Source organism: Marmoricola sp. URHB0036 (genome assembly GCF_000426045.1).
Taxonomy (GTDB): Bacteria; Actinomycetota; Actinomycetes; order Propionibacteriales; family Nocardioidaceae; genus Marmoricola.
In genome coordinates this window covers 1-25,383 of record NZ_AUEP01000011.1, presented here as the reverse complement: position 1 = coordinate 25,383, position 25,383 = coordinate 1, and the positions used below count along the sequence as shown (strand labels likewise).

The 25,383-nt window shown below is 70.0% G+C and carries 30 protein-coding genes; 10 read left to right on the top strand and 20 right to left on the bottom strand.

The annotated features are described in order from the left end of the window. The first annotated feature begins 20 nt into the window (after nucleotides 1–20). On the top strand, nucleotides 21–857 hold the full coding sequence (locus tag H976_RS0113380; protein ID WP_027861960.1) for a DUF4097 family beta strand repeat-containing protein: 837 nt from the start codon (nucleotides 21–23) through the stop codon (nucleotides 855–857). Beyond that, entirely contained in the window at nucleotides 854–982 is a 129-nt protein-coding gene (locus tag H976_RS30910) for a hypothetical protein (RefSeq protein WP_255337315.1), read from the top strand. The genes H976_RS0113380 and H976_RS30910 overlap by 4 nt, the downstream gene beginning before the upstream one ends. On the opposite strand, the gene H976_RS0113370 is transcribed toward H976_RS30910, so the two are convergent. The 5 genes from H976_RS0113370 to H976_RS0113350 all read right to left on the bottom strand — a co-directional run bounded on the left by H976_RS0113370 (nucleotide 979) and on the right by H976_RS0113350 (nucleotide 5,603). Beyond that, a complete protein-coding gene (locus H976_RS0113370) occupies nucleotides 979–1,743 on the bottom strand; it encodes a dienelactone hydrolase family protein (RefSeq protein WP_027861959.1) in 765 nt (254 codons plus the stop codon). The two genes, H976_RS30910 and H976_RS0113370, sit on opposite strands and share 4 nt — an antisense overlap. An 11-nt stretch (nucleotides 1,744–1,754) precedes the next feature. Continuing rightward, entirely contained in the window at nucleotides 1,755–2,354 is a 600-nt protein-coding gene (locus H976_RS0113365) for a hypothetical protein (protein WP_027861958.1), read from the bottom strand. A 10-nt stretch (nucleotides 2,355–2,364) separates the two neighbouring features. Further along, on the bottom strand, nucleotides 2,365–3,228 hold the full coding sequence (folP, locus tag H976_RS0113360; RefSeq protein WP_027861957.1) for a dihydropteroate synthase: 864 nt from the start codon (nucleotides 3,226–3,228) through the stop codon (nucleotides 2,365–2,367). A 241-nt stretch (nucleotides 3,229–3,469) separates the two neighbouring features. Beyond that, complete coding sequence (locus H976_RS26200; protein ID WP_036226355.1) at nucleotides 3,470–4,390, bottom strand: glucosyl-3-phosphoglycerate synthase; 921 nt, start codon at nucleotides 4,388–4,390, stop codon at nucleotides 3,470–3,472. A gap of 34 nt (nucleotides 4,391–4,424) precedes the next feature. Beyond that, complete coding sequence (locus H976_RS0113350) at nucleotides 4,425–5,603, bottom strand: zinc-dependent alcohol dehydrogenase (RefSeq protein ID WP_027861956.1); 1,179 nt, start codon at nucleotides 5,601–5,603, stop codon at nucleotides 4,425–4,427. 101 nt (nucleotides 5,604–5,704) lie between these two features. On the opposite strand from H976_RS0113350, the gene H976_RS29555 reads away from it, so the two are divergent. After that, the gene (locus H976_RS29555) at nucleotides 5,705–5,881 is read left to right on the top strand and encodes a DUF3099 domain-containing protein (RefSeq protein WP_081682885.1); all 177 of its coding nucleotides are present in this window, start codon (nucleotides 5,705–5,707) and stop codon (nucleotides 5,879–5,881) included. A gap of 13 nt (nucleotides 5,882–5,894) precedes the next feature. Here the strand turns inward: H976_RS29555 and H976_RS0113340 are convergent, their stop codons facing one another. From H976_RS0113340 to npdG, 4 genes are read right to left on the bottom strand one after another with little or no spacing between them, the layout of a single operon-like run. After that, nucleotides 5,895–6,659, bottom strand: a complete 765-nt coding sequence (locus H976_RS0113340) for a crotonase/enoyl-CoA hydratase family protein (protein ID WP_027861955.1) — start codon at nucleotides 6,657–6,659, stop codon at nucleotides 5,895–5,897. Further along, nucleotides 6,652–7,128 carry an oxidoreductase gene (locus H976_RS0113335; protein ID WP_196804071.1) on the bottom strand — a complete coding sequence of 159 codons (477 nt, stop codon included), beginning with the start codon at nucleotides 7,126–7,128 and terminating at the stop codon, nucleotides 6,652–6,654. The genes H976_RS0113340 and H976_RS0113335 overlap by 8 nt, the downstream gene beginning before the upstream one ends. A gap of 10 nt (nucleotides 7,129–7,138) precedes the next feature. Further along, on the bottom strand, nucleotides 7,139–8,380 hold the full coding sequence (locus H976_RS0113330; RefSeq protein WP_036226351.1) for an acyl-CoA dehydrogenase family protein: 1,242 nt from the start codon (nucleotides 8,378–8,380) through the stop codon (nucleotides 7,139–7,141). Further along, nucleotides 8,380–9,087 carry an NADPH-dependent F420 reductase gene (npdG, locus tag H976_RS0113325; RefSeq protein WP_051276793.1) on the bottom strand — a complete coding sequence of 236 codons (708 nt, stop codon included), beginning with the start codon at nucleotides 9,085–9,087 and terminating at the stop codon, nucleotides 8,380–8,382. Before npdG ends, H976_RS0113330 begins: the two co-directional genes overlap by 1 nt. A 70-nt stretch (nucleotides 9,088–9,157) precedes the next feature. Here npdG and H976_RS0113320 point away from each other — a divergent pair, with 70 nt between their 5' ends. Further along, nucleotides 9,158–10,009, top strand: coding sequence for an SDR family oxidoreductase (locus tag H976_RS0113320; protein WP_027861951.1), 852 nt, complete (start codon nucleotides 9,158–9,160; stop codon nucleotides 10,007–10,009). A 3-nt stretch (nucleotides 10,010–10,012) separates the two neighbouring features. On the opposite strand, the gene H976_RS0113315 is transcribed toward H976_RS0113320, so the two are convergent. Then, a complete protein-coding gene (locus H976_RS0113315) occupies nucleotides 10,013–11,554 on the bottom strand; it encodes a hypothetical protein (protein ID WP_027861950.1) in 1,542 nt (513 codons plus the stop codon). 201 nt (nucleotides 11,555–11,755) lie between these two features. On the opposite strand from H976_RS0113315, the gene H976_RS0113310 reads away from it, so the two are divergent. Continuing rightward, the gene (locus tag H976_RS0113310) at nucleotides 11,756–12,550 is read left to right on the top strand and encodes a tyrosine-protein phosphatase (RefSeq protein ID WP_027861949.1); all 795 of its coding nucleotides are present in this window, start codon (nucleotides 11,756–11,758) and stop codon (nucleotides 12,548–12,550) included. Here the strand turns inward: H976_RS0113310 and H976_RS0113305 are convergent. Beyond that, complete coding sequence (locus tag H976_RS0113305; RefSeq protein WP_027861948.1) at nucleotides 12,547–13,422, bottom strand: Gfo/Idh/MocA family protein; 876 nt, start codon at nucleotides 13,420–13,422, stop codon at nucleotides 12,547–12,549. The genes H976_RS0113310 and H976_RS0113305 overlap by 4 nt on opposite strands. A 135-nt stretch (nucleotides 13,423–13,557) precedes the next feature. On the opposite strand from H976_RS0113305, the gene H976_RS0113300 reads away from it, so the two are divergent. From H976_RS0113300 to H976_RS0113290, 3 genes are read left to right on the top strand one after another with little or no spacing between them, the layout of a single operon-like run. Beyond that, nucleotides 13,558–13,812, top strand: a complete 255-nt coding sequence (locus H976_RS0113300) for a twin-arginine translocation signal domain-containing protein (RefSeq protein ID WP_027861947.1) — start codon at nucleotides 13,558–13,560, stop codon at nucleotides 13,810–13,812. Nucleotide 13,813: 1 nt separating this feature from the next. After that, nucleotides 13,814–15,190, top strand: coding sequence for a DUF4331 domain-containing protein (locus H976_RS0113295; protein WP_027861946.1), 1,377 nt, complete (start codon nucleotides 13,814–13,816; stop codon nucleotides 15,188–15,190). Beyond that, on the top strand, nucleotides 15,187–15,528 hold the full coding sequence (locus tag H976_RS0113290; RefSeq protein WP_027861945.1) for a hypothetical protein: 342 nt from the start codon (nucleotides 15,187–15,189) through the stop codon (nucleotides 15,526–15,528). The genes H976_RS0113295 and H976_RS0113290 overlap by 4 nt, the downstream gene beginning before the upstream one ends. Nucleotides 15,529–15,619: 91 nt before the next feature. Here the strand turns inward: H976_RS0113290 and H976_RS0113285 are convergent, their stop codons facing one another. The 7 genes from H976_RS0113285 to H976_RS30380 all read right to left on the bottom strand — a co-directional run bounded on the left by H976_RS0113285 (nucleotide 15,620) and on the right by H976_RS30380 (nucleotide 21,878). Next, nucleotides 15,620–15,964, bottom strand: a complete 345-nt coding sequence (locus H976_RS0113285) for a TfoX/Sxy family protein (protein WP_027861944.1) — start codon at nucleotides 15,962–15,964, stop codon at nucleotides 15,620–15,622. A 216-nt stretch (nucleotides 15,965–16,180) separates the two neighbouring features. Continuing rightward, complete coding sequence (locus H976_RS0113280; protein WP_231388913.1) at nucleotides 16,181–17,488, bottom strand: S9 family peptidase; 1,308 nt, start codon at nucleotides 17,486–17,488, stop codon at nucleotides 16,181–16,183. Between the two features lie 266 nt (nucleotides 17,489–17,754). Continuing rightward, nucleotides 17,755–18,927: a GDSL-type esterase/lipase family protein gene (locus tag H976_RS0113275; RefSeq protein ID WP_027861942.1), complete on the bottom strand. Its 1,173-nt coding sequence runs from the start codon at nucleotides 18,925–18,927 to the stop codon at nucleotides 17,755–17,757. 171 nt (nucleotides 18,928–19,098) lie between these two features. Then, nucleotides 19,099–19,629: an SRPBCC family protein gene (locus tag H976_RS0113270; RefSeq protein ID WP_027861941.1), complete on the bottom strand. Its 531-nt coding sequence runs from the start codon at nucleotides 19,627–19,629 to the stop codon at nucleotides 19,099–19,101. Continuing rightward, nucleotides 19,626–19,940: a helix-turn-helix transcriptional regulator gene (locus H976_RS0113265; protein WP_027861940.1), complete on the bottom strand. Its 315-nt coding sequence runs from the start codon at nucleotides 19,938–19,940 to the stop codon at nucleotides 19,626–19,628. Before H976_RS0113265 ends, H976_RS0113270 begins: the two co-directional genes overlap by 4 nt. A 79-nt stretch (nucleotides 19,941–20,019) precedes the next feature. Next, nucleotides 20,020–20,379: a cupin domain-containing protein gene (locus H976_RS0113260; RefSeq protein WP_027861939.1), complete on the bottom strand. Its 360-nt coding sequence runs from the start codon at nucleotides 20,377–20,379 to the stop codon at nucleotides 20,020–20,022. A 122-nt stretch (nucleotides 20,380–20,501) separates the two neighbouring features. Continuing rightward, nucleotides 20,502–21,878, bottom strand: a complete 1,377-nt coding sequence (locus H976_RS30380; RefSeq protein WP_051276792.1) for a LuxR C-terminal-related transcriptional regulator — start codon at nucleotides 21,876–21,878, stop codon at nucleotides 20,502–20,504. 134 nt (nucleotides 21,879–22,012) lie between these two features. On the opposite strand from H976_RS30380, the gene H976_RS0113250 reads away from it, so the two are divergent. Next, entirely contained in the window at nucleotides 22,013–22,597 is a 585-nt protein-coding gene (locus tag H976_RS0113250; RefSeq protein WP_027861938.1) for a hypothetical protein, read from the top strand. Between the two features lie 40 nt (nucleotides 22,598–22,637). Continuing rightward, nucleotides 22,638–23,432: a DinB family protein gene (locus H976_RS0113245; protein WP_027861937.1), complete on the top strand. Its 795-nt coding sequence runs from the start codon at nucleotides 22,638–22,640 to the stop codon at nucleotides 23,430–23,432. Here H976_RS0113245 and H976_RS0113240 read toward each other — a convergent pair. Together H976_RS0113240 and H976_RS30375 are read right to left on the bottom strand one after the other, a co-directional pair. Next, nucleotides 23,417–23,935: a dihydrofolate reductase family protein gene (locus tag H976_RS0113240; RefSeq protein WP_196804069.1), complete on the bottom strand. Its 519-nt coding sequence runs from the start codon at nucleotides 23,933–23,935 to the stop codon at nucleotides 23,417–23,419. The genes H976_RS0113245 and H976_RS0113240 overlap by 16 nt on opposite strands. 76 nt (nucleotides 23,936–24,011) lie before the next feature. After that, nucleotides 24,012–25,383 (bottom strand): hypothetical protein (locus H976_RS30375; protein ID WP_051276790.1); only part of this gene is annotated, 1,372 nt, incomplete at its 5' end.

The window sequence follows — 25,383 nt, the reverse complement described above, 5'->3', positions numbered from 1 at the left end:
ACAGGAACAGGAGCATCTCCATGCACACCTTCGAGACACCCGCACCGATCACCCTGGTGGTCCGCGCCGGCGCCGGCCACGTGACCGTCCGCGCGGAGGACACCCCGCGCACGACCGTCGAGCTCACCGCTCTGAACGCCGCCGGGCAGGACGCGATCGCCGAGGCACGCGTCGAGCAGCAGCGCGAGTCGGTCGTCGTCGACATCCCACGCCACCGCGGTGGGTTGTTCCGCCCCCACCCCTCGGTCGGGATCGAGATCACCTGCCCGATCGACAGCGTCGTGGAGGTCAAGGCCGAGTCCGCCGACATCACCGCCACCGGTCGCTACGCCGAGGCGGTCCTGACCACCGGGTCCGGTGAGGTCCAGATCGACGACGTCACCGGATCAGCCAAGCTCAAGTCCGGCTCCGGCACCGTCACCGCCGGCACCATCGGGAAGGCCGCCCTGATCAGCACCGGCTCGGGCGACGTCAGCCTCGAGAGCGCCGGCCACAGCGCCCAGCTCAGCGTCGGCTCCGGCGACATCAAGATCGCCGACGTCACGGGTGAGACCGTGACCAAGACCGGCTCGGGCGATGTCGAGGTCGACCGGCTGGGCGGGACGCTCGTGACCAAGTCCGGCTCCGGCGACCTCGTCGTACGACGTGCGACGAGTGGCTCGGTCAAGGCCAACGGCGCCAGCGGCAGCATCACCATCGGCGTGGCCGAGGGCACCGCCGCCTGGCTCGACGTCTCCACCCTCACCGGCCGCGTCATCCAGGAGCTCGAGCAGACCGGCGCTCCGGCCGACGGCCAGCAACGAGTCGAGATCACCGCCCACACCGTGAGCGGCAACCTCCGGGTGCACCGGTCATGAGGGGCCTGAAGTTCGGCCTCGGCAAGAGCTGGCCCCGCAACCCGGTGCCGACCGACCCGGCCGTCGTGCGCCAGCGCACCCGTGCCCACGGCCGCCCGATCAGCCCAGGTGGGATGGGCCTCTAGGCCTGCAGGGTGCGTCCGAGCAGCTCGCGGAGCTCCTCGAAGCTCCGCTCGGTGGCCGCCTCGTCGTACATCGGGGTGTCGGACATGGTGTAGCCATGGGCCGCTCCGTCGTACACCTCGTTGCTGGCGGTCAGACCCGCCTCGCGCAGCGTCTCCCCCAGCGTCACGATCGCCTCCGACGGCATCGACCGGTCGTTCTCGGCGTGGCCGAAGACGAACTCGGCGTGTGCCCGCGGCAGTCCCCGATGGGGACTGTCGTCGGCGTCGGTGACCAGACCGCCACCGTGGAAGCCAGCCACGGCCGCCACCTCGGGGTCGAGGGCGGCGGCGCGGATCGCGAGTCGGGCACCCATGCAGTAGCCCACGGTCCCGACTGCTCCGGTGGCGACGCCGGGGAGCCCGCGCAGCGCCTCGAGGTACGCCGGGATGTCGCGCTCCGCCTTGTCGGAGGAGAGGGTGTGCACCCGGGGCATGGCCTCCGCGAAGAACGCCTCCCGCTCGCCGGGCTCCTGGAGGTCGGCCGTCGGCGCGAGGTCCTCGGCGCTGCCCTCGCGGTAGAACACGTTGGGCGCGAGCACGACGTAGCCCCAGTCGGCGATGCGCCCGGCCATCTCCTCGATCCGCGGCCGCAGCCCGATGGCGTCCATGAAGAACAGCACGCCGGGGTGCTCACGGCTGTCACCGGTCGGACGGGCGACCAGCGCCTCCGCCACGCCGCCGTCGGGCATCGGGATCTCGATCGTGTGCACGCGCTCCTCCATCTCGTTGTCGTTCAGGCCAGGTCCCAGCGGGCCACCCACCAGGCGACGCCGTGCGGCGCATCGGCGTAGCTCACGTCGGTCGCGATCTGCCGACCGCGGGCGATCTCGGCCAGGACGTGGAAGCCGGCGGCACCTTCGCACCACAGCTCGTGTGCCTGCGAGGGATCGATGCCAGCGAGGGCGTCGACGTCGCCGGTGCGCAGCGCGCACTCGATGGCGTCGTCGAACGGGATTGCCTCGGGGTGCAGGTGTCCAGGCGCCTTCTCGCCTCGACAGGCCGAGCCGTCGGCCATCACGATCACCGCCGTCGAGCGGACGTCCTCGTGCTCTACCAGCGACGCCGCCTCGTAGGGCAGCGCCACCTGTGCCTCGAAGTCGTGCTCGCCCAGCAGGTGCCTGGCGATGCGGTGCCCGACGGGGTCGACGACGCCACGCGCCCGGTTGAGGTCGCTGACCGGAGGGGCCAGCACGACCAGCCGGTCGGGGCCGTCGGCGAGCAGTATGTCGAGCGCGGCCGCGCAGGCGGCACGCAGCTCGGGGACGGGGTCGGTCTCGGAGAGCTCGGGCAACAGCGCGCGCGGGCTCGGCAGCACGAGGGCGGAGTCGATCACGCCGACCCCCTCACGCCAGTCCCCGGATCGCGCGACGTGGCGCCCGACGCTGGAAGATCACGTCGACCATGTCGACGACCTGGCGGGTCTCGACGACCTCGTGCACCCGGAAGATGCGGGCGCCGTGCATCGCGGCAATGGCGCTGGCAGCCAGGGTGCCGGTGAGGCGCTCTCCGACGGGCAGATCGAGGGACTCCCCCACAAAGTCCTTGTTGGACAGGCTCACCAGCACCGGCCAGCCGGTCGCGACCATCTCGTCGAGCCGACGGGTCAGGTCGAGGGAGTCGCGGGTGGTCTTCCCGAAGTCATGGGCCGGGTCGATGACGATGCTCTCGCGGGCCACGCCGGCCGCCAGCGCCCGGTCGGCGTAGGCGGTGGTGTCGGCGATCGCGCTGGCCACCACGTCGGCGTACTCGATTCGGTGCGGTCGTGTCCGCGGGGTGACTCCCCCGGTGTGCGTGCAGATGATGGCGGCGTCGTACTCCGCGGCGACGTCGACCAGCGCCGGATCGGCGCCACCCCAAGCGTCGTTGAGCACGTCGGCCCCGGCCTCGCACACCGCCCGGCCCACTGGCGCGCGCCACGTGTCGACGCTGATCACCACGTCGGGGTGGGCAGCCCGGACCCGTTCGACGAAGCCGACCGTGCGCCGCTGCTCCTCCTCGACGTCGATCTCCTCGCCAGGTGCGGCCTTGATGCCGCCGATGTCGATGATCTCGGCACCCTGCTCGACGACCTCGGAGACACGGTCGAAGGCCTTGTCCTCGGACCAGGTCGCGCCCTTGTCGTAGAAGGAGTCGGGAGTCCGGTTGACGATCGCCATCATCAGCCGTCGGTCGTCGGCGAACGAGTGCCGGCCGAGACGGAGCGTCATGCCGTCGATCCTGCCACCCCGGTTGAAGCCTCAATCGCCGGAGGCCCTCCTTCAGCACGCCGAGCGGGCACTTTTGGTCGCTCGGAGTACGCCGAGAGGGCACTTCTGGTTGCTGGCGGTACGCCGAGAGGGCAGTCATGGTTGGGCCGAGCCAACCGCTCTCGCCCGCTCGGAACGCTCCCGCCAACCAAATCCGCCCTGTCGGCGGACTCCAGCCAACCAAACTTGCCCGGTCGGCGGGCTAGCGGAGACCTGCGGCTGGAGGGCGTTCGAGGAGGGTGATCTCGCGGCGTACGGTCTCGATCTCCCCGGAGCCGGTCGAGTCGGCGACACGGTGCTGGTCGAGCTGCACCCGGTCGGGGGCAGCGCCGGTCGAGCGGCGGCGGGAGGCGGCCAGGATCTGGGCGGCCATCGCGCCGAGGTCACCGAGCGCCTGGTGGCGGTGGGCGCGCCGGCCGAGGTCGACCTGCGCGATCGCGTCGGCGCCGAGCAGCCGGTGGGTGTCGATGAGCGCGGCCAGCTCGACGGCGTACCCGGTCGGCACCGACAGCTGCTCGAACAGCGAGCGTCGTACGGCCCACTCACCGGCCAGCGGCTGCAGCAGCCAGCTCAGCTCTGGCCACTCCAGGGCGATCAGTGGACGCGCCACCAGCTCGGTGACCCGGCCGCCCTCGAGGGACTCCTCCAGACCGGCGTGGCCACGCAGGGGCCGCTGGTAGAACCCCTTCACCAGGGCGACCGAGTCGTCGCTCAGCATCGGCCCCAGCAGGCCCGGCACGAAGTGCGTGTCCCAGTCGACGAGGTCGGCGTCCATGAACACCACCAGGTCCCCGCGGGTCACGAACAGCGACTTCCACATCGCCTCGCCCTTGCCCGGGTGGGTGCCGAGGTCGGGGCGGATCTCCCGCGAGCGGTGTACGACGGCCCCGGCAGCCGTCGCGACCGAGTGGGTGTCGTCGGTCGAGTCGGAGTCGATCACCACGATCTCGTCGAGCAGCTCGGTGGTCTCCATCAATGCCGACCGCACCCGGGAGACCACGTCGCCGACAGTCGCCGCCTCGTTGCGAGCCGGCACCACCAAGGTGGTGCTCAGACCGGTGTCTCGCTTGCGCTTCAGCAGTACGTCGAGGTCCCAGTCCTGCCACCGGTGCGTGCGTTCCACCTCGCCAACCTAGACGGGTGCCCCTTGACGTCGCTCAGGGCGTGAACACGATCTTGCAGGCACCGTCACGCTTGCGGCGGAAGATGTCGTAGGCGTGCGGAGCGTCGGTGAGCGGCATCCGGTGCGTGGCGAACGACTCGACGCCCAGCGGGTCGTCGTCGGTCAGCAGCGGCAGGATGTCGTCGACCCAGCGGCGCACGTTGGCCTGGCCCATCCGCAGGGTGAGCTGCTTGTCGAACATCGTCAGCAGCGGCATCGGGTCGGCGGCCCCGCCGTACACGCCGATGAGCGAGATCGTCCCGCCCCGTCGTACGACGTCGATGGCGGTGTGGATGGCCGACATCCGGTCGACACCGGCGGTCGTCATCACCTTCTCGGCCAGCGCGTCCGGCAGCAGCCCGACCATCTTCTGGGCCATCCCGGCCACCGGGGAGCCGTGCGACTCCATGCCCACCGCGTCGATGACCGAGTCGGCACCACGGCCCTCGGTGAGGTTGCGGACCATCTCGCCGAGGTTGTCGTGGTCACGCAGATCGATGGTCTCGGCGCCGAACGCCCGCACCCGGTCGAGTCGCTCGGGGACGAGGTCGACGGCGATCACGTGGTGCCCGCGGTGGATGGCGATGCGGGCCGCCATGTCGCCGATGGGGCCGATGCCGAGGATGACGACGGATCCACCGTCGGGGATGGCGGCGTACTCCACCGCCTGCCACGCGGTGGGGAGCACGTCGGAGAGGTAGACGAACCGGTCGTCGGAGGGACCGTCGGGCACCTTGATCGGGTTGTAGTCCGCGTGCGGAACGCGGAGGTACTCCGCCTGCGCACCCGGCACCTGCCCGTACAGCTTGGTGTAGCCGTAGAGCGCGGCGCCCATGCCGTGCTCGCGCACCTGGGTGGTCTCGCACTGCGTCTGCAGGCCGAGGTCGCACATGTGACAGTGGCCGCAGGAGATCTGGAACGGCATCACCACCCGGTCACCGACCTTGAGGTTGTCGACGCTCGCGCCGACGTCCTCGACGATGCCCATCGGCTCGTGGCCGAGGATGTCGCCCTCGGTCATGAACGGGGTCAGTGGTTCGTAGAGGTGCAGGTCGGAGCCGCAGAGCCCGGTCGTCGTCATCCTCACGATCGCGTCGGTGGGCTCCTTGATGGCCGGGTCCGGCACCTCCTCGACACGCACGTCCTGCTTGCCGTGCCACACGGCTGCCTTCATCGGAGTACCTCCTGGGTCAAGGGGGGTGGGGGAACTCCGTGCCCATTGCTGCCCGGCTCATGCCGTCGGCCGGGCGAGAAGGGAGCAGCTAGCCTCGAAGCATGGACCGCAAGAAGGGCTACTTCTGGCTGATGGGCACCTGCATCGTGCTCATCCTGCTGGCCTGGAACGTGGTCCGGTTCTGGTCGGTCACGGCCGCGGTCGTGATGAGCGTGATCGCGGCAGTCATCCCGCCGATCGCCGCCATCGTCGGCAACCGCGGCAGCACGGGGGGCTAGCCCGGCTCTGGGGCTAGCGCCCTTTCCAGACCGGCTTGCGCTTCTCGGCGAACGCCTTCGCGCCCTCCATCGCGTCCTCGGACACGAACACCGGACCCATCAGCTCGTCCTGCTTCGACCAGCCCTCCTCGACCGTCCAGTCACGGGAGCCACGAGCGATCCGGCGGGTCACCTCCACCGCGAGCGGACCGTTCTCGGCGATCGTCGCGGCGAGCGCGAGCGCCGCGTCGAGCGCGCCGCCCTCCGGAGTCAGCCGGTTGACCAGGCCGAGCTCGGCTGCCCGCGCGGCGTCGATGGGGTCGCCGGTGAGCAGCAGCTCGAGCGCGATCGGCATCGGCACCCGCTCCGGCAGTCGCAGAGCAGCACCGGCGCCGGCGACCAGCCCCCTCTTCACCTCCGGTACGCCGAAGCGGGCCGTCTCGGCCGCCACCGCCAGGTCGCAGGCCAGCATGATCTCGAAGCCGCCGGCGAGCGCCCAGCCCTCGACGGCCGCGATCAGCGGTTTGCGCGGTTGCTGCTGGGTGATGCCGGCCAGTCCGCGCCCCTCGACGATCGGGGCCTCGCCCTGCAGGAACGCCTTCAGGTCCATCCCGGCGCAGAAGGTGCCTCCGGCCCCGGTGAGTACGCCGACGCGCAGGTCGTCGTCCGCGTCGAGCTCGTCCATCGCAGCCGCCACTCCGGCAGCCACGGCCGCGTTGACGGCGTTCTTCGCCTCGGGGCGGTTGATGGTGACGACGAGCACGCCGTCCCGGGTCTCGGTGAGGACCTCGTCAGGCATCCTGCTGCGTTCCTTCCACGAGGCCGTCCCACGACCAGTGCGGCATCGGCAAGCCGGCCGGGACCGCTGCCCCGACGGGTGAGTAGGCGAGCACGTCGGCGACGGCCCACACCATGTAGTCGCGCAGCACGGCTCGGAACTCCGCGTCGTCAGGCAGATCGGCATCGTCGGCCGCCAGCACGAAGCACTCCACGAAGCGACGCCCGAGGTCGGTGATGTCGCCGTTGCCCGAGTGCATGTGCTGCAGTCCCGACTGGTCACCGCACTCCTGGGAGTACGTCGACGGGCCTCCCATCACCTCGGCCCAGTACGCCGCCAGCCGCTCGACGTGCTGCGGGTGCTGGCCCTCGTGGGAGAAGGGATGGTTCAGCTCGGGATCGTCGAGGCAGCGCTGGTGGTGGGCCCGGGCCAGCGCCAGGAAGGCCGCGTCGCCGCCGGCGTACTCGTAGAGGGAGGGTCGCACCGTCACAGTGTGCTCCTCAGGGAAGGTCGAACAACGGCTCGGCGCCGAGCTCGGCCCGCGCGAGCGAGGTCAGGTGCACCTCGTCGGGCCCGTCGAAGATGCGCATCGCGCGATGCCAGCCGTACATCATCGACAACGGCGTCGCGTCGGAGATCCCGGCCGCGCCGTGCACCTGGATGGCGCGGTCGATCACGTTGTTCACGGCCCGCGGCACGGCGACCTTGGCGGCGGCGATCAGGTGCCGCGCCTCCTTGTTGCCGGCGCTGTCCACGACGTACGCCGCCTTGTGGCACAGGGCGCGGGCCTGCTCGAGCTCGATCCGCGACTCGGCGATGCGCTCCCGGACCGAGGACTGGTCGGAGAGCGGCTTGCCGAACGCGACCCGCTCCTGCGTGCGCGACACCATCATCGCCAGGGCTCGCTCCCCCGCGCCGAGCGCACGCATCACGTGGTGGATGCGACCCGGGCCGAGACGGGCCTGCGCAGCTGCGAAGCCGCCGCCCTCCTCACCGAGGATGTTGGCCGCCGGCACCCGCACCTCGTCGAACTCGACGATGCAGTGGCCGTGCTGGTCATGCCGGCCGAACACCGGGAACGACCGCTTGATCGACACACCGGGGGTGTTCGCCGGAACCAGCACCATCGACTGCTGGCGGTGCGTCGCCGCCGACGGGTCGGTCTTGCCCATCACGATCAGCAGCTTGCAGCGCGGGTCGGCGGCGCCGCTCGACCACCACTTGGTGCCGGTGATCACGTACTCGTCGCCGTCGCGCACGATCCGCGTCGCGATGTTGGTGGCATCCGAGCTGGCGACGGCCGGTTCGGTCATGCAGAAGGCCGAGCGGATCTCTCCGTCGAGCAGGGGCGTCAGCCACAGCGCCTGCTGCTCCTCGGTGCCGATCAGGTGGAGCAGCTCCATGTTGCCGGTGTCGGGGGCCTGGCAGTTCATGGCCTCGGGTGCGAGCTCGTTGCTCCAGCCCGACAGCTCGGCGATCGGGGCGTACTCGAGCTGCGTCAGGCCCGACTCCGATGGCAGGAAGAGGTTCCACAGTCCGCGCTCGCGCGCCTTGACCTTCAGCTCCTCGATCACCGGCGGGACGGTGTGGTCGTTCGGTCCGACCTCGGCCCGGTACGCGTCGTAGGACTCCTCGGCCGGGAACACCTCCTCGCGCATGAAGGCCACGAGTGCGTCGTACAGCTGCACGGCCTGAGCCGACGGCTCGGGGTAGGCGGCGTACATGCCGGATCCGAGCGCCATCAGATGTCCGTGATCCGGATGCCGGCGTGGGCCTTGTAGCGGCGGTTGATCGCGATCAGGTTGGCGGTCAGCGACTCGATCTGGTGGGCATTGCGCAGCCGCCCGCCGTAGACACCCCGGACGCCTGGGATGACGCCGGCGAGGTCCTGGACCAGGTCGCAGGCCTCGCGGTTCTCGCCCTCGCCGAGGACGAGCACGTCGGTGTCCACCTCGGCCACGTCGGGGTCCTCGAGCTTCACCGCGGAGACGCTGTGGAAGGCACCGATCACGGTGGAGTCCGGGAGCAGCGCGGCCGCCTGCTCGGCGGCGGAACCCTCCTCCACCTCGAGGACGAAGGCTCCCTGCTTGTCGAACCCGAGCGGGTTGACGCAGTCCACCACCACCTTGCCGGCCAGGGTGCCGGCGAGCGACCTCAGCAGGTCGCCGTGCCCGTCCCACGGCACCGCGACGATGACGATGTCGCCGGCTGCCGCCGCGCCCTCGTTGTCGGCGCCGGTGACGTCGCCGCCGGTTGCCGAGGCCAGCGTCTTGGCCGTCTCCTCGGCGCGGTCGGCGCTGCGACTGCCGATCACCACGGGCAGCCCGGCGGTGGCGAAGCGGCGCGCGAGACCGCGGCCCTGGGGTCCGGTGCCACCGAGCACGGCGACGGTCGTGGCGGCCAACGATGCGGGCAGGGACATGCTCATCTCCTCGGGGTCTGTCGTCATCCAACACCCCTCCGCATCCGCGCTGGGTCTGGGCCCACCCCTCGGTGGTCGACCACCTAGTCTTCGAGGTGTGAACACCGAACTCCCCACCCTGGCCGTCACCGGGTCGACGGGCGGCCTCGGCGGGCGGGTGGCCACGCTCCTGGCCGCCGCCGGCGTCGGCCAGCGGTTGCTCGTCCGCGACCCCTCGCGGGCCCCCACACTCGACGGGGCCGTGCCGGTGCCCTTCGCCGGATACGGCGACCACGACAGTGTGGTCGCGGCGCTCGACGGAGTCACCACGTTGTTCATGGTGTCGGCCGCCGAGGACGCCGATCGCCTGGGCCTGCACTTCGCCTTCGTCGACGCGGCCGCCGAGGCCGGCGTACGTCACGTCGTCTACACCTCGTTCGCCGGCGCTGCCGCGGACTGCACCTTCACGCTGGGTCGCGACCACTTCCACACCGAGGAGCGGATCAAGGACTCGGGCATGGACTGGACCTTCCTGCGCGACAACCTCTACCTCGACTTCTTCCCGTACCTGGTCGGCGAGGACGGCGTGATCCGAGGACCGGCCGGGGACGGCGTGGTCGCCGCCGTCACGCGCGACGACATCGCTGCCTCGGCCGTAGCTGTGCTCACCGAACCGGGAGCCCACGTGGGCTCGACGTACGTGATGACGGGCCCGGAGGCGATCACCATGTCGCAGGTCGCCGAGACCATCGCCCATGTGCAGGGGCGAGAGGTGACCTTCCACGACGAGACCGTCGAGGAGGCCTACGAGTCACGCAAGCGCTGGGAGGCGCCGGACTGGCAGTACGACGCATGGGTGAGCACCTACACCGCTGTCGCCGCCGGCGAGATGGCGGAGGTCACCGACGACGTGCTCCGCCTGACCGCGCGGCAACCGATGACCCTGGCCGAGTATCTCGCCCGGCAGTAGCCGTCAGTCGCAGGTGCCCTTCTTGGCGGCCTTGCCGTCGCAGTAGAGCCGCTTGACGAACGGCGACCTGACGACGCCCTTGTCCAGCCGGAAGACACCGGTGTCGCCGACCCTCGGGACGCGGCCCTTGAACGCCTTCTTGTCGTAGATCTTCACCTTGGTGACGACGGCATCGGCATGCGCGACACCGTTGTCGACGCGTGGCAGCGAAAGCTGGTAGGTCACGTCGGCGACCTGCGTGGTCACACCCTTCGCCGTGGTGTTGCTGGCGCTCTCGTAGACGAGGCCGTCGCCGTTGACGACCATCACCCGCGACGTGCCGGTGAAGGAGCCGACGAACGCAGTGAAGTCGGGCTTGGCCCGCCGCACCAGGATGTTCTCGTTGCCGTTCTTGAGCACGTCGAGCGCCACCGCCTTGAACTGCTGGCGGAGGTAGGCCTTCGTCCTCGGGTCGGTGGTGATCTTGGCGAGCAGCAGCCCCTGGGTGCCGAACATCGAGACCAGCTTCGGCCGCGAGAAGCAGCCGGCGAGCATCTTGTCGGCGCCGAGGCCGATCGTCTTCGCGCACTGCGGCTTCGCGAGCATGGCGGTCATGGTGTCCAGGGGCTTGTGCCGGGGTCCGCCGAAGCCGTTCAGCCGGGCCACCAGCGAGGTCGTCGTCGCCTGGAGGGTCCGCAGTGACTGGGCGGTGGTGTCGGCGGTGGCGCTGAGGAGCAGTCGCTTGGTCGGCTCGACGTCGACGTCGTAGGTCGCTGTACGGCCGGGCGCCAGGAAGGAGGCGTCGTCACCCATGACACCGACCCACGGGTTCCAGGCCTTGGGGACCTCGGCCGTCGGCGGCAGCACCGGGACGTTGGGGTGCGCCAGCTGGATCGGCTGCACGCGGCGGTTGACGACACGCAGCACCCGCTTGCCGTTCTCGTAGCCGAAGCACCAGAAGACGGTCTTGCGGCCGATCGAGGAGGTCACGGCGTAGCCGTCCCTGCGGGCTTCCTTGGCGTCCGCACACTCCGGCTTCTTGACTTTCTTGTCGATGCTGAAGTCGAGGCGGCTGTGCAGGTCGTCCTGGAAGCTCTGCAGGGCGCCGTCGAGGTCCATCACCACGACCGCGAGGTCGCCGAGGCGCGAGGTGGTGAACTGCACGTGCCGCTGGTCGGACATCAGCCGGCCGGGCTGATAGGTCCAGGGCTGCTTCGCCGACTGCCGCGAGACCACGAAGACGGGCACGGTGCGTGGCAGGGCGTTGTCGAGCAGGAGCTGCACCTGCGCGGGAGCGGTGAGCTCGGAGGCTGCGGTCACCGTGTAGATCGGAGAGGCGAAACTGAGGTTGACCCCGGGCGAGGACCCGGCGGCGTTGGTGACGTCGAGGTCCGAGGAGTCGACACCGGCCACGGTCACGTCGGGATCGGTCGGAGTCGGCGAGGTCGTCGGCGGCTGGGCCTTGGGCAGCTCGCTGACACCGTTGCCACCGCCGCAGCCTGCGACGAGGGCCAGCACGGTCGCCAGGACTGCGACCGGCGCCAGGTGCCGAATGGGGTGACGCATGCCGCCGTTCCTCCGCTGAAGAGTCGTTGCCCCCTGTGTCAGCACCGTAGCGTCGGAAACGCTCTGCACAGGCGAGGCACGACGAGGGCACGGGCGGGTTCGCCCGCGAGGATCGTCGCATACATTTGGGATGAATTGCCGGGATTTGACTCGAAACCCCGCGAGTGCCGGACCGGCGGTACAGCGTGCTGTGATGGGCCCGTGACCACCGAGCGACGAGCCCGCCTCGCCATCGCGACCGCCGCCAACCTCCGCGATCTCGGCGGCTGGCCGACCGGCGACGGGAGACAGGTCCGGCCGGGGGTCGTGTACCGGTCCGCCGAGCTGAGTCGGCTGCACGGTGAGGATCTGGCAGCGTTCGCCGAGCTCGGCGTACGCACCGTCTACGACCTGCGCACCGCTGCCGAGGTCTCGCACCAGCCCGACGCACTCCCCCCGGGCACGTCGTCGGAGGTGCTCGACGTCCTCGCCGACGCCAGCCACGCTGCGCCGGCCGAGCTGCAGCAGATCTTCGAGGACCCGTCGCGGGCCGACGAGCTCCTCCGGGAGGGCCAGGCGCAGCAGTACTTCGAGTCCGCCTATCGCGGCTTCGTGACCCTCCCGTCGGCGCAGTCGGCGTACCGCCGGCTCTTCGAGGGACTCGCCGCCGCGGACGCGCCGGTGCTCTACCACTGCACGACCGGCAAGGACCGCACCGGCTGGGCCACCGCGGTGCTGTTCCGGCTCCTCGGGGTGCCCGAGGACCAGATCCTGGAGGAGTACCTCCTCACCAACACCGAGCTGCTCCCGATGGTGCAGCCGTGGATGGACCAGTTCGCCGCCGGGGGCGGTGACCCGGAGCTGCTCGTGCCGATCCTCGGCGTCCAGGAGAGCTACCTCGAGGCAGCATCCGCGCAGATGGAGGAGAGCTTCGGCACCGTCGAGGACTACGTGACGACCGGGCTGGGCCTCTCCCCCGACGTGCTGGACGCCCTTCGCGAGAAGCTCGTCGACTAGCTCAGCTCGGCCTCGATCCCGGCGATCAGGCGCTGCAGGTGCAGCCCCCGGTGTACGTCGACCAACGGTCTCTCGCCGGTCTCGACCGCCCGGGCCAGCGCGCGCGTGATCGCCTCGCCGACGCCGCTGTCCTTGTCTGACTCCTCGCTGTCGAAGACCACCGGACCGTCGTCGGTGAACACCTCCAGCCGACAGTCGCCGGTCACTCCGGGAACGGTGATGGACAGCGCGGCGGAACCGAGCGCACCGCCCTCGTGGTGGGTGACCATCGAGATCCACCGCCGCGGGTCGCCGCTCGCGTCGACGTGCTCGATGCGGCCCATCGAGGCGTCCATCAGGTCGAGCAGGTGAGGGCCTAGGTCGAGGAGCGCACCGCGTTCGATGCGCCACGGCGTCGCGAACGGGCTGCCGGGCAGAGCCGCGCCGGTGACGTGGTGGGCCACCCCGCCCCGCACCGTGGAGTCCTGGGCGGTCTCGACGAACGCCTGCCCCACCGCCGTGAACCGGTTGCGCAGCATCAGCACGGTCTGCACGCCGGCGTCGTCGACCGCACCGGCAAGGCGCTCGGCGTCGTCGAGGGTGAACGCGAGCGGCTTCTCCAGGATCAGGTGCTTGCCTGCCCGCGCGGCGACGACGGCCATCTCGGCCTGGATGTCGGGCGGCACCGCGAAGGCGACCGCCTCGCAGCGGCTGAGCAGGTCCTCGTAGGTCGCAGCCGCGATGGCGCCGTGGTCTGCGGCCAGTGCCTGGGCGGCTTCGGGGCGGCGCGACCAGACCGCCTCGAGCGTCGTACCGGCGTGCGCGGACAGCATCGGCGCGTGGAACATCCCGGCCCACGGGCCGGCGCCGACCAGTCCCACACGCACGCTCACGCTCCCAGCCAAGCCGATCCGGTGAGCTTGGTCTAGCCCGGCGGCGGCCGGCCCCATCCGGCCCCCGGCTCGTGTCGAAGCCCGTGGTGACGCGGGTCACTCCGACGCGTGTCGCGACAACTGGAGGCAGTTGACATGAGTGAGACCAACAGAAGGAAGTTCCTCGCTGCGGCTGGTGCCGGAGCGGCTGCGGGCGTCGTCGGCATCACCGCCGGGCCGGCGTTCGCGGGGGGACCCGCGCGCAGCAGCACGGCGGCCAAGGAGACGGTCGTCGCCTACGTGGAGGACCACCAGGGCAGCACGGTCACGCTGCTGGTGGGCGAGCGGGAGGTCGTGGTGCACGACCGCGACCTGGTCACCCGCATCCTGAACGCGGCAGGGGGCGAGTGAGATGTCGTCGCACCGCGAAGCACCGGAGATCTCCAAGGACCCCGTCGCCGACGGGACCGACACCTACGCGTTCGTCAGCCCCGACAAGCCCGGCTACGTCACGCTCATCGCCAACTTCATCCCGCTGCAGCCGCCGGACGGCGGACCGAACTTCTATGAGTTCGGCGACGACGTGGCCTACGACATCAAGGTCGCGAACGGCGGCAAGGGGAAGGCCGACATCGTCTACCGGTTCCAGTTCCAGACCAGGATCCGGAACCCGAAGACGTTCCTCTACAACACCGGCCCGATCGCCAGCATCAACGACCCGAACTGGAACCGGCCGCAGTTCTACTCGGTCACCCGCATCGAGGGCGGCCACTCCAAGGTGCTCGGCACGAACCTGACCTGCCCGCCCGTCAACGTCGGCAAGAGGAGTACGCCGAACTACGCCACCCTGGCCAACCAAGCGGTCCACACGCTCGGCAACCGGAAGGTGTTCGCCGGCCAGCGCGCCGATGCCTTCCACGTCGACCTCGGCAGCATCTTCGACCTCGGGGCCTTGCGGCCGTTCAACCACCTGCACCTGATCTCGATGCCGGACACGACGGGCGTCAACGGGCTGCAGGCGTTCAACGTGCACACCATCGCGCTGCAGGTGCCGATCTCCGACCTGAGCCGCAAGGGCGACATCCCGAAGAACGTGATGGACCCGAGCTCGGTCATCGGGGTGTGGGCCACCGCCAGCCGGCAGAAGTCGCGGGTCTGGGACGCCAAGAGGGGGTGCTACGTCAGCCACGGTCCGTGGGAGCAGGTCTCCCGCCTGGGCAACCCGCTGTTCAACGAGGTGCTGGTGCCGATGGCCGAGAAGGACCGGTGGAACCACCTCGAGCCCAGTGCTGACTCGGCCTTCGCGAAGTACGTCGACAAGCCCGAGCTCCAGGGGCTGCTGCCGGTGCTCTACCCGGGGGTGTTCCCGAACCTCAAGGCCTACACCAAGCCGCGCGCGGACCTGAACGCGATCCTGCTCACCGGCATCCCGTCGGGAGTTGTACCCGGGTTCCAGAACTACACCGGGCCGGTCGAGTCGGACATGCTGCGGCTCAACCTCGCGGTGCCGCCCTCCAAGAAGCCGGACAACGGAGGACTGGTCGCCGGTGACGCGGCCGGGTTCCCCAACGGCCGACGCATCGACGACGACGTGGTCACGATCGAGCTGCGGGCCATCGCCGGTGCGACGATCCCGCTGGTCGACCCGTCGTACACCCCGGACGGCGCGGCCAGTGCCATCACCGACGGCACCTCGAACAGCAACGCGGCACTGCTCGGCTCGTTCCCGTACCTCGGACTTCCGGGCGGTGGGTACCAGACCGTGCCCGGCACCACGAAGGCGTCATGAGCGCCCCGGCGGTGGAGAACCCGTTCGCCGGGCAGGGCTCGGTCCTGCTCGACATCGGTGACGACGTCGGCGCGGTCGTGGTCGTGGTGCCCTCCGGGATGGAGGGGGTCGAGGTCGAGATCCGACCCGATGGGCAAGACGGATGGTCCACCGGTCACGTCCACCATCCCCACGTGGCCGTCGTCAACCGTCCGGTCGCAGGCGGAGAGCTGCCCTCGCTGGTCTTCCCGGAGGTGCGAGAAGGCCGCTACGGGCTCTACCTCAAGGAGACCGCTGTCCGGCGGCTGACCCTGACGGTGGCAGGCGGACGGGTCACGAGCGCAGAATGGCCCCGCTGAGGTGAACCACGGGCGACCTTCGGCGGTTGTGGAGCTTCTGTCTCCCGCCGCCGGGGGTCGTTCCGCGTGGGGGGGTGTCGGTGGCAGACAGCTACTTCGGTGGCAGCGAACCGGCCCGGGTGAGACCGATCTCGACCCAGCGCCGAAGGTCCTCGTCCGAGTCCACGCCGGCGGCGCCGACCCTCAGCCAGCCGGCCATCTCGCGACCACGCATCTCCATCGGCGCGGCGTGTGGCTGCGCCAGGAGAGTCTCGGTCTCGTCCGGATCGACCCGCAGCATGAGCCCGCCCTGGCCGCTCGCGGCGACCGCCATGTTGCCGCCGAGCAGGAAGGCGAGCCCTCCGAACATCCGCTTCTCGGTGACCAGCCCGTCGACGTCCACGGCGTTGCCGATGGCCACCCGGATCCGGTCAGCGAGGTCCTCGTCGTACGCCATGGCGCCACAGTGGCACGCAGCACCGACAAGCCGGCCACTACGCTCGGATTGTCCAGTTCGACCGATCCGAATCGCTTTGGCGCTCTCGTCGTGGGATGGTCAGCGCACAGCAGGTCGCCGCGGGTGGCTGGTGACGCGAACATCTGGGGACTCACGCAGTCCGCGGATGCCGAACCGGGCATCTTCGGCGGCCCGTTGTGTCGTCAGGGTGGTCTCTCAGCCGTCCAGCTCGCCCAGGGTGTCCTCGATCCAGTCCGCGGTGAACGCACCGACGTGTGGCAGATGGTCGAGCCCGATGTGTTCCGTCGCGCCCTCGTCGGAGGTGAACACCCGCAGCTCTCGCTTGGGGCTGCGGACCGCCTGGTCGTAGGACTGGTGCGCGTACTTGATGTTGATCTGCCGGTCGTTCTCGCCATGGGTGATCAGGAACGGGCAAGTGATCTGCTCGACCACGCCGTTGAGGTGGATGTCCTCGGCGAACTCGATGAAGGTGTCGACGTCGTCGTACCCCCACACCCAGAGCACGTGCTCCCAGTAGTGCGGCACCGGGTTCTCGCCCTCACGCTCGAGGCGCGCCTTCTGCACCTCGCCCCAGTTGTGGTTGGCGCCCCACGCGACCGCGAAGGCGAGCCGCTTCTCGAAGGCGGCAGCGCGCGGCACGTAGTACCCACCCAGCGACCAGCCGACCAGGCCGATCCGGTCGTGGCGTACGTCGTCGCGGCTCTCGAGGTAGACGACACAGGCCTCGGCCCAGTCCTCGGTCTCGATCCGCGACTTCAGGTCACCGAACCGCAACGCCTCGCCGCTGCCGGGGGTGTCGACCTGCAGCACGGAGATCCCGCGCGCGGCCATCTCGCTCGGCCATCCCGAGGTGTACATGTGCTCCTTGGTGGAGTCCAGCCCGTTCCACATGATCACGGTCGGTGCCGGGCTGCCGTCCGGTCGCTCGGCCCGGGTGAAGTACGCCGGCAACGTGGTCCCCTCGAAGGGCACCTCCACCCGCGTCGTCGCCGGGTCGATCAGGTCGAACGACTGCTGCATCAGGTCGAGGCAGTGCTGGTAGACGGCTTTCCGGTTCGGGTCGCTGGCGCTCTGCATCCGCTCGGCCTGGCAGAGGTACGCCGCGGCACGGAGGTACTTCTGGCCGGCCGTTCTCGTGTGGCCCGCCTTCTCGGCCTCGGCTGCTTGTGCCTCCAGCTGGTCGGCCACCGCGTTCCACGACGCCATGAACTCCCTGGTCCCGACGTCTGATCCCTGCGCGGCGAGCTCGCGGATCGGCCGGCACGCCCGGTCCACCTCGTCGATCAGACCGCCGCTGTTCAGGGTCGCGACCACCCCGAGGTTCCAGATGTAGTTGCCGGGGAAGTACTCGAACATGCGCGTCCTCGAGGTCGGGTGAGCGGTCTCCCCGAGAGTGCCTGCTCCGTCGTACGCCCGGAAGCGGTGTGTGCTGATGCTCGGCATCCGCGCCTGCGATGCCGCGGTCCGGATGAGCACACCGGTCAGCCTCCGCGCAGCCCGCATGCGGCTCGCCTCCCGGGGTTGTCGATGTACCGCTCTGCCGGGAGCACTTGGGTTGCGGGACGTCATACGAATCGGCTGCTATGGCGACCAGTTCGTATGACGTTGCCCGGGACGTCATACGAAGTGGCTGTCATGGCGACCAGTTCGTATGACGTCCTGACCCAGTGCCGGACCGGCGCCTTCACGTGGGCCGAGCCAGCCGCCGGCGCGTGACCTTCGGTTGCGCTGGCCACGTTCGAGAGCAGGGGAAGTGCTGCGCACCCAGCTCAGCCGACAGCCAGCGCGCCCCCGCCGGCGAAGGCGAGGGCTGCGAACCGCTCGCCGATCCGCCGGTGCGTCGCAGCATCGGGGTGGAGCTGGTCTGGGAGCGGCAGCTCGGCGAAGTCGGCCTCGCCGTACAGCTCGCGGCCGTCGAGGTAGTGCAGGTGCGGGTCGTCGGCGGCACGTGACTCGACCATGTGCGCGAGCTGGTCGCGGATCATGCGAAGCGTCAGCCGCGTGGGGTCCGTCGGGTCGCCGGTGGCGAGGAAGTTCAGCTGGCCCTCGCTCAGCTTGCTGAAGTCTGGCATCGCCGGGCCCGGCGTGTCCTCGTGGATGGGACAGAGGATCGGAGAGACCACCAGCAGCGGCGTGGTCGGGTGCCCCTCGCGGATGGTGTCGAGGAACCCGTGCACCGCCGGACCGAATGCCCGCAGCCGCATCACGTCGCCGTTGACGAGGTTGATGCCGAGCTTGACGCTGATCAGGTCCGCAGGAGTGTCCCGGATCGCTCGCGCGGTGAACGGGTCGAGCATGGCGCTCCCGGCGAATCCGAGGTTGACCAGCTCCACTCCCCCACCCGCGGCAGCGACGGCCGGCCACGTCGTGCTCGGGCTCTCGGCGTCGGACCCGTGGCTGATCGAGCTGCCGTGGTGCAGCCAGACCTTGCGTCCCGTGGCTGGCAGCGCCTCGACCGGCGCGTCGGTGCGGAGCGCGACCAGCTCGGTGACCTCGTTGTGCGGCAGCCAGATCTCGACGTCCTTGGCGTCCGGCGTGAGGTCGGTGAACGCCAGCGTGCCGGGCGAGCCCGGCTGGATCTCTGTCGCACCGGTCTGCATGTCGACCAGCCGCACGTTGCCGCCGGTCACACTCCCCCGGTCGAGCAGGTGCCCGTCGACGACCAGGTCGTAGATCCCGTCCGGCCGAGGCGGTGCCCCGACGTAGGCCAGCTTCGTGGGGAGTACGTCGAGCTCGATCGCGGTCGACGTCGTACGGAACACCAGGCGTACGCCGGACGGCTGCGCCTCTGCCACGGCCAGCTGGTCGTCGGGGATCTGCCTGCGAGCCCACGTCGGCAGCCGGTGCGGCAGCAGCCCCTGCTCCGTCGGTTGGAGATCAAGGGCGCCGCGGATCAGCTCCGCGGTGATGTTCGTGGTGACCCAGCTGGGATCGGAGTCCATGTGCCCAGCGTGCCAAGGGTCCGAACGGGTGATGAGCGCGGGTGCGGCGCCGCGCGGTTCTGGCGTTGCGGCGTGCCTCGTCGCGGGCCTGCTTGCGCGCCAGGGCCCGGATCTTCTCCTGCGCCGAGTCCAGGATCAGTTCGGGGTAGACGTTCGGGTTGCTCATCCGGATCACCCCTCTTCCACCGTCATGGTGCTGTACGCCGGCGAGAGCTCGTTCCAGCGCTCCTGCCACACGGACGCGGGTCGCGAGGAGGACCAGCCTCCGGGGTGGGCCGATGCGCCCGTGGTCAACGACATGCCGAGGTGCTCGAGATGGGCCTGCCACCCGGCTCCGTGCAGGTAGAGCTCGTCGCGCGGCAGGCCGCGTTCCTCGACCGCCAGCCGGGTCTTCGAGCCCTCCTCGGTCAGCCACGCCTCCAGCTCACACTCGCCCTCGGAACCCGGCTGCATGGTGAGCAGCAGGTGGTGCGGTGCGTCGCACACCTCGATGCGTCCCGGACCCGTCCACGTGCTGGTGAACACCACCTGCACGGTTCCCCCGACGCGCAGTTCCCCGGTCACCTCGGCCAACCAGCGGGCGAGCCGCTCCGGCGTCGTGCACGCCTCCCACAGGTCCTGGATCCCGGTGTCGTAGACGTCCTCGACGCGCACCACTCCATGTTTCTCGTCCAGGGCTCGCAGACTCCCGATGATGGTCATGACTTCCTCTTTCCTCGAGCGATCTCGGTGTGCAGGGCGTCGAGCCGGTTGCGCCACAGCGCGCGGTAGCTCTCCAGCCACTCGTCCACGTCGGCCAGCGGCTCAGGACGCAGGCTGTAGATGCGCCGCTGCGCCTCCTGGCGTACCTCGACCAGCCCGGCCTCGCGCAGCACGCGCAAGTGCCGGGACACCCCCGGACGGGCGATCGGCAGCGCATCGGCCAGCTCGCCGGCCGACGCCGGATGGTCGCGCAGGATCTCCAGCACCGTGCGCCGGCTCGGGTCTGCCAGTGCCTGCAGTACTGCGTCCATGCAGGTAATGTAACCGATCGGGTACGTACCCGCAAGGGTACGAAAGGTCAGCGTCCGTCGCGGATCCCGGGTGCGTCGATCAGGACGGCTTCGCGTACTCCGCCACCCCGGTGTCCAGGAGCACGCACGCCTCGTCGCCGACCGTCCAGGCGTCGTGGCCGGGTTCGATGAGCACGACGTCACCGGGGCCGACGTTCATCTCGGAGCCGTCGTCGAACTTGACGGTCATCTGGCCGGAGAGGCAGTAGCCGGTGTGCCGTGCCTGGCAGGAGTCGGTGCCGGCGATCGGCTTGACGTCCGCGGACCAGCGCCAGCCCGGCTCGAAGACTCCGTGGCCCATGGTGAAGTCGTCCAGGGTGATGACGTCCATGTGGCCGTGGGCCTTGAACGGGCGCGTCTCGTGCGGCTGGTCGATGCTGCGCGTCTGGGATGTGGCCATGATTCCTCCTTGGTTCGTTGCCCCGGCCTGGCCGGTCACGGGGCACCTTCGATCACAGACCCGGCGCCGCGGATAGGCAAGGTCCCGGGCGAAACCTCACCCGTCCTGGCTAGCCCGGGTGCTCAGGTGCGGATGAACGCCAGCACCGCCAGGACGCGGCGGTTGCTGGCCGCGTCGGGATGCAGACCGAGCTTGGTGAAGATCGTGCTGACGACCGGCTCGACGGTCTTGACGCTGAGGTGCAGCTCCTCGCAGATGGCCGCGTTCGAGAGGCCACGGGCCATCAGCTGCAGGACCTCGCGCTCGCGAGGGCTGAGCCCTTCGAGGTGCCCGGCCTGCCGCTGGCGCAGGATGATCTCGCCGAGGTCGAGGTGGTCGATCACGAGCGCGGCCTGGGCGGCGAGGTCGTCGAAGAGCCGGTTCTCGGCCAGCGAGAGCCGGTCGATCCCGGTACGCCGGACGCTGAGGGCGCCCACCACCGCGTCCCGGCTCGTCACGGCGCGGACCTGGTGGTCGGGCCAGCTCGCCAACAGGTCGAGGTCCATCGGCGGGATGTCCTCGTCGCTCTCAGGCCAGACGCCCACGGCGTGGAGGTCGTCGCGCGGACCCATCCACAGGATCGCTCCCGGCGCAGCCAGGGCCTCGGCCACGGCACGGGCCAGGTCGGTCGGACGGTCCTCGGACGCCGGCCCGGCCCGCGACATCCAGCTCAGTGCGGAGTAGGCGGCCACGTTCTGGCCGTGCACGATCGCCCAGCCGGCCGTGATCGGCAGCAGGGTGGCCGAGATCAGTCCCGGCACCGGCGTACCCCAGATCACCAGGCCGACCAGCAGGGCGCCCACCGAGATGCCGGCGGCCACGGCGAGCCAGGCCACCTGGCGGCGACCGCTGCCGTCGGAGGACCGCCAGCGAGCGACGAGGGCGACCACCCAGAGGACCTGGAACACGATGTACGACGGATGGGCGACCGCGTCCCACACGCGGGCGACGAGATCGGGAGTCTCGGCATGGAACGGATGAGGAGTGACGACGCCGGCCGCGGCGTACTCCACCGGCCAGATCGCCGAGACCGACGCGCAGCACACCGCGAGAACCACGACCACCGCGGCGACCGGGCGCCAACGCGGTGACGGCAGCCGACCGTCGGGGAAGCAGATCACCGCGAACGTGGTCAGGGCCAGGGCGACAGCCAGCGGCCACACCCCGAGCCACCCCCACCACTGGCTCGCGTCCGAGCTCGGCGCGTGACCCACCTGCCGGCCGAGGAACATCACCCCTTCGACGACCCCGGCGGCCAGGAACAGCAACCCCTCGCGATGTCCCGGTCGCTGGAACAGCACGTAGGCGCCCACCATGGTGAGCGAGAGGGCGAGCAACCCGTTGTGCAGGTTCTCCAGCCAGAGGTCCCGCGACAACCCGAAGGCGACGGCCACGACCACCAGGCTGACCACCAGCAGTGGCAGGAACCCCCGGAGTCCCCGAGGGTCGGTGGCGGTCACGGCGTCATCGTGGCATGCCGGACCATCGGCCCATGCAGGGTTTTCCCTGCTTCTCCGATCCAGGGTCTTCCCCGGGGCGCAACGTGTCGACACCTCCCCAGAGTGGGGTTCCACATCGACCACCGGGAGATCTCATGACCAGCACCACCGCGACCGCGGACGTCAGGGCCGAGCTCAGCTCGACCACGCCGACCGAACGACTGCTAACCGGCTCCTTGCTCGTCGCGCCGATCGTCTACCTGGCCGCCGACTCGACGTACGCCGCCCGCGGCTGGGACGACCCCACTGCCGGCGTGCTGCACGTCCTGGGCGCCATCGCCTACGGATTCGTCGTGCTCCGGGCTGCCTCCTGGCTCCCCCACGACGCCAAGCTCGCCGCCTGGATCCTGTTCACCGGGCTGATCGGCCTGGTCGGGAACGCCGCCTACGGCTTCGAGGCGATCCACATGTCCCTGGGCGACACCCAGCTCGTCGACCAGCCGGGCGCCGCCAACCTGATCAAGCCGCTGGGGCTGTTCTTCCCGCTGTCGTTCGCGCTGGTCGCCGTGGCGCTGCTCAGGCTCGGTCACCGCTGGCAGGGTCTGCTCGTCCTCGTCGCCATGGCGGCGTGGCCAGTGGCTCACATCGGCAACCTGTCGGCTGTGGCCGTCCCCGTGAACGTCGCCCTGGTCATCGCTTTCGGCAGCCTCGTCTGGGCCGGGTCACGACCGTCGACCTGAGACCGCACGGCTTGTCGGTGCGCGCGTCTAGTGTCCGCCCATGGCTGAGTTCATCGAGGAGGACCTGAGCGGATCCCGCTTCGCCGATGCCGACCTGAGCGACTGCGAGTTCAGACGGGTCAACCTCCGGCGCGCGCTGATCCACGGTGCCGGCATGGACGGCGTCGTGATGCGAGGCGTCGAGCTGGTCGACGTGCGCATCGACGGCTTCATCCGCAACCTGAGCATCGACGGCGTCGACGTGACGGCCTACGTCAGCGCCGAGCTCGACAAGCGTGATCCCGATCGCGTCAAGCTGCGACCCACGGATGCCGCCGGCTTCCGGGAGGCCTGGGCCGTCGTCGAACGCCGCTGGGACGAGACCGTGGAGCGCGCCCGCGGGTTCCCGCCGGAGCAGCTGCACGAGTCGGTGGACGGGGAGTGGTCGTTCATCGAGACCCTGCGCCACCTCGTGTTCGCCACCGACGCGTGGGTACGCCGCGGCATCCTCGGCGACCCGGCGCCCTGGGACCCGCTAGACCTGCCGTGGGACCAGATGCCCGACACACCGGGCATCCCGCGCAACCGCCAGGTGCGTCCGTCGCTCGACGAGGTGCTGGCGCTGCGCCGCGACCGGATGGACGGCGTGCGCACGCTGATCGACAGCCTGACCGACGAGTCACTGGCCGCCGATACCGAGCCGGTCGAGGGTCCGGGCTGGCCCCCATCACGGAGCTTCCCGGTGAAGGAGTGCCTGGGGGTCGTGCTCAACGAGGAGTGGTCGCACCGCCAGTTCGCCGAGCGCGACCTCGACGTACTGCAGGCGCAGCGGCCGGACGCTCAGCCAGACGTGTAGGTGTAGGCGATCGATCCGGCGCCGAAGCGGCGTACGTCCTTGAGCTCGAGGTCCATCGGTCCACCGAAGAGCCGGTAGCCGGTGCCGAAGGCGATGGGGTGGACGTTGATCCGGTACTCGTCGACGAGCCCGAGCCGGGTCAGCTCCTGCGCGAACCCGGCGCCACCGTAGGTGAGGATCGGGCCGCCGTCCTGGGCCTTGAGCTCGGCCATGCCACTCGCGACGTCGCGGTAGACCGTCGTCTCCGGCCAGTCGGCCTCGGCCTCGGTCAACGTGCGCGAGAACACCGCCTTCGGGATCTCGTTCATCGGCTTGGCGAAGGCGTCGTCGGAGGACTGCCAGTACGGCGCCATCCCGACGTACGCCACCCGGCCCAGCGCGTGCACGCCGGCGCCGCTGATCAGCTCGAGCATGGAGGAGGAGAAGTCGTCGTCGTAGTAGTGCGTGGGCCACCCAGGCTCCTCGTCGGGTTGTCCGACGAAGCCGTCGAGGGTCATTTCCATCTTCAGGATCAAAGGTCGCATGTAGGGGCAGACCGACGCGCGTCCCAGAACTCATCGACGGTGTGCGAGTTCCTGCTCAGCTGTCGGTGGACGTCCAGTCGTCCTCGCGGCGGCCGAACAGGAACGTCACGTTCAACCGGCGGTTGACGTAGCCCTCCTCGAATGTCAGTGGCTGCGTCGCGTGGAACAGGTCGGAGTTGAAGATCAGCGCCCGGTTGGCGCGGTACGGGATCTTGGTGGCCACCGCCTTGGACTCGCGGAGGAAGTCGCGGATGGCGCGGCCGTCCTTGTTGTACGTGTCGAAGCCCCAGGACATCGGCGCCTCGACGTCGTACACGTCCAGTCCGCCGGTCTGCGGGTCCAGGTTGGCAGAGTCGGGCGTGAGCCACATGTTGACGTTGACGGCCGCGAAGTCGGCATGCGGCGGCGTCGCTGGCTGGTTCTCGTTGTTCTTGTATCCCCAGATCTGACGAAGCTGGTGCTCGGGACCGATGATGTTCGGGAACGACGCGGCGATCTCCTCGCCGATCTGCACCAACAGCGGGCAGTTGAAGCCACGGGAGAACAGGGCTCCGAGACGGCCGTAGGAGTATCGGTTGTTGAACCAGACCGTGGACTCCAGACAGAACCTGCGCAGGAGGTCGAGCGCCGGCAGCGACAAGAAGTCGTCGATCACCACGGCTTGCCGCGGGCCGTGGAGGTACTCCTCCTCGATGCGCTCCGGATCCCAGCTCGCAGACAGGGCCGAGGGCACGCGGTCGGCGGCGGGTCGGTGCAGGATCCGGTTGTAGAAGGCGCCGATCCGGCTGCGCTCCGTCTCGCTCATCAACCAGCGACCAGAGGCTGGCTCACGGCGCGAGGCGTCCTCCAGCAGGTCGCGGTAGGCGGCGATCATCCGGTCCATCTGGGGCAGCGTGACCCCCAGGCCGTCGAGATATCGCAGCTGGGCGAGATCGTGCCGGAGCTTGGGTATCGACAAGTAGCGTTCGCGCTGCAGCTCCTCGGTCAGCTTGAACGCATGCTTGTCGGCGAACCACGACGCTGCCGCGAGATCGCCCGAGTGCATCGCTCTCGTCATCAGGAGGTCGAGCTCCTGCCGGCTGGTCGAGGAGTCGACTGTCACCCTGGCCCGTCGGACGCCCTCGATGGTGGCCACCGCCCGCGCGACGCCTGCCCGACCGGCACCGCGGCCGAACTCCTCGTCCTCCTCGGGAGGAGCCAACACCTCGAGCGCGGTTCCGGGATCGAAGTCGGTGCCCACGTCGATATCCGTGCCCACGTCGATACCGGTTCCTGTCTCGCCGCCGGTCCCGATCGAGACATCGGTCCCATCGTCCGTCCCGACGTCCGTCCCGACGTCCGTCCCGTCGTTGGTGCCGACGTTGGTGCCGGTGTCCGTGCCGGTATCGGTGCCCGGGTCGGTGCCGGTTCCGGTGTCCGTCCCGTCG

What these genes read in the sequence shown, in the direction of transcription:
- H976_RS0113265 (WP_027861940.1), bottom strand. Translation starts at nt 19,940, where the DNA reads ATGGACGCAGTACTGCAGGCACTGGCAGACCCGAGCCGGCGCACGGTG.
- folP (WP_027861957.1), bottom strand. Translation starts at nt 3,228, where the DNA reads ATGACGCTCCGTCTCGGCCGGCACTCGTTCGCCGACGACCGACGGCTG.
- H976_RS0113240 (WP_196804069.1), bottom strand. Translation starts at nt 23,935, where the DNA reads ATGGAAATGACCCTCGACGGCTTCGTCGGACAACCCGACGAGGAGCCT.
- H976_RS30910 (WP_255337315.1), top strand. Translation starts at nt 854, where the DNA reads ATGAGGGGCCTGAAGTTCGGCCTCGGCAAGAGCTGGCCCCGCAACCCG.
- npdG (WP_051276793.1), bottom strand. Translation starts at nt 9,087, where the DNA reads ATGACGACAGACCCCGAGGAGATGAGCATGTCCCTGCCCGCATCGTTG.
- H976_RS0113295 (WP_027861946.1), top strand. Translation starts at nt 13,814, where the DNA reads ATGTCGTCGCACCGCGAAGCACCGGAGATCTCCAAGGACCCCGTCGCC.
- H976_RS29555 (WP_081682885.1), top strand. Translation starts at nt 5,705, where the DNA reads ATGGACCGCAAGAAGGGCTACTTCTGGCTGATGGGCACCTGCATCGTG.
- H976_RS0113380 (WP_027861960.1), top strand. Translation starts at nt 21, where the DNA reads ATGCACACCTTCGAGACACCCGCACCGATCACCCTGGTGGTCCGCGCC.
- H976_RS0113340 (WP_027861955.1), bottom strand. Translation starts at nt 6,659, where the DNA reads ATGCCTGACGAGGTCCTCACCGAGACCCGGGACGGCGTGCTCGTCGTC.
- H976_RS0113260 (WP_027861939.1), bottom strand. Translation starts at nt 20,379, where the DNA reads ATGGCCACATCCCAGACGCGCAGCATCGACCAGCCGCACGAGACGCGC.
- H976_RS0113370 (WP_027861959.1), bottom strand. Translation starts at nt 1,743, where the DNA reads ATGGAGGAGCGCGTGCACACGATCGAGATCCCGATGCCCGACGGCGGC.
- H976_RS0113250 (WP_027861938.1), top strand. Translation starts at nt 22,013, where the DNA reads ATGACCAGCACCACCGCGACCGCGGACGTCAGGGCCGAGCTCAGCTCG.
- H976_RS0113245 (WP_027861937.1), top strand. Translation starts at nt 22,638, where the DNA reads ATGGCTGAGTTCATCGAGGAGGACCTGAGCGGATCCCGCTTCGCCGAT.
- H976_RS0113330 (WP_036226351.1), bottom strand. Translation starts at nt 8,380, where the DNA reads ATGGCGCTCGGATCCGGCATGTACGCCGCCTACCCCGAGCCGTCGGCT.
- H976_RS0113350 (WP_027861956.1), bottom strand. Translation starts at nt 5,603, where the DNA reads ATGAAGGCAGCCGTGTGGCACGGCAAGCAGGACGTGCGTGTCGAGGAG.
- H976_RS0113275 (WP_027861942.1), bottom strand. Translation starts at nt 18,927, where the DNA reads ATGGACTCCGATCCCAGCTGGGTCACCACGAACATCACCGCGGAGCTG.
- H976_RS0113270 (WP_027861941.1), bottom strand. Translation starts at nt 19,629, where the DNA reads ATGACCATCATCGGGAGTCTGCGAGCCCTGGACGAGAAACATGGAGTG.
- H976_RS0113315 (WP_027861950.1), bottom strand. Translation starts at nt 11,554, where the DNA reads ATGCGTCACCCCATTCGGCACCTGGCGCCGGTCGCAGTCCTGGCGACC.
- H976_RS0113285 (WP_027861944.1), bottom strand. Translation starts at nt 15,964, where the DNA reads ATGGCGTACGACGAGGACCTCGCTGACCGGATCCGGGTGGCCATCGGC.
- H976_RS0113300 (WP_027861947.1), top strand. Translation starts at nt 13,558, where the DNA reads ATGAGTGAGACCAACAGAAGGAAGTTCCTCGCTGCGGCTGGTGCCGGA.
- H976_RS0113280 (WP_231388913.1), bottom strand. Translation starts at nt 17,488, where the DNA reads ATGCGGGCTGCGCGGAGGCTGACCGGTGTGCTCATCCGGACCGCGGCA.
- H976_RS0113290 (WP_027861945.1), top strand. Translation starts at nt 15,187, where the DNA reads ATGAGCGCCCCGGCGGTGGAGAACCCGTTCGCCGGGCAGGGCTCGGTC.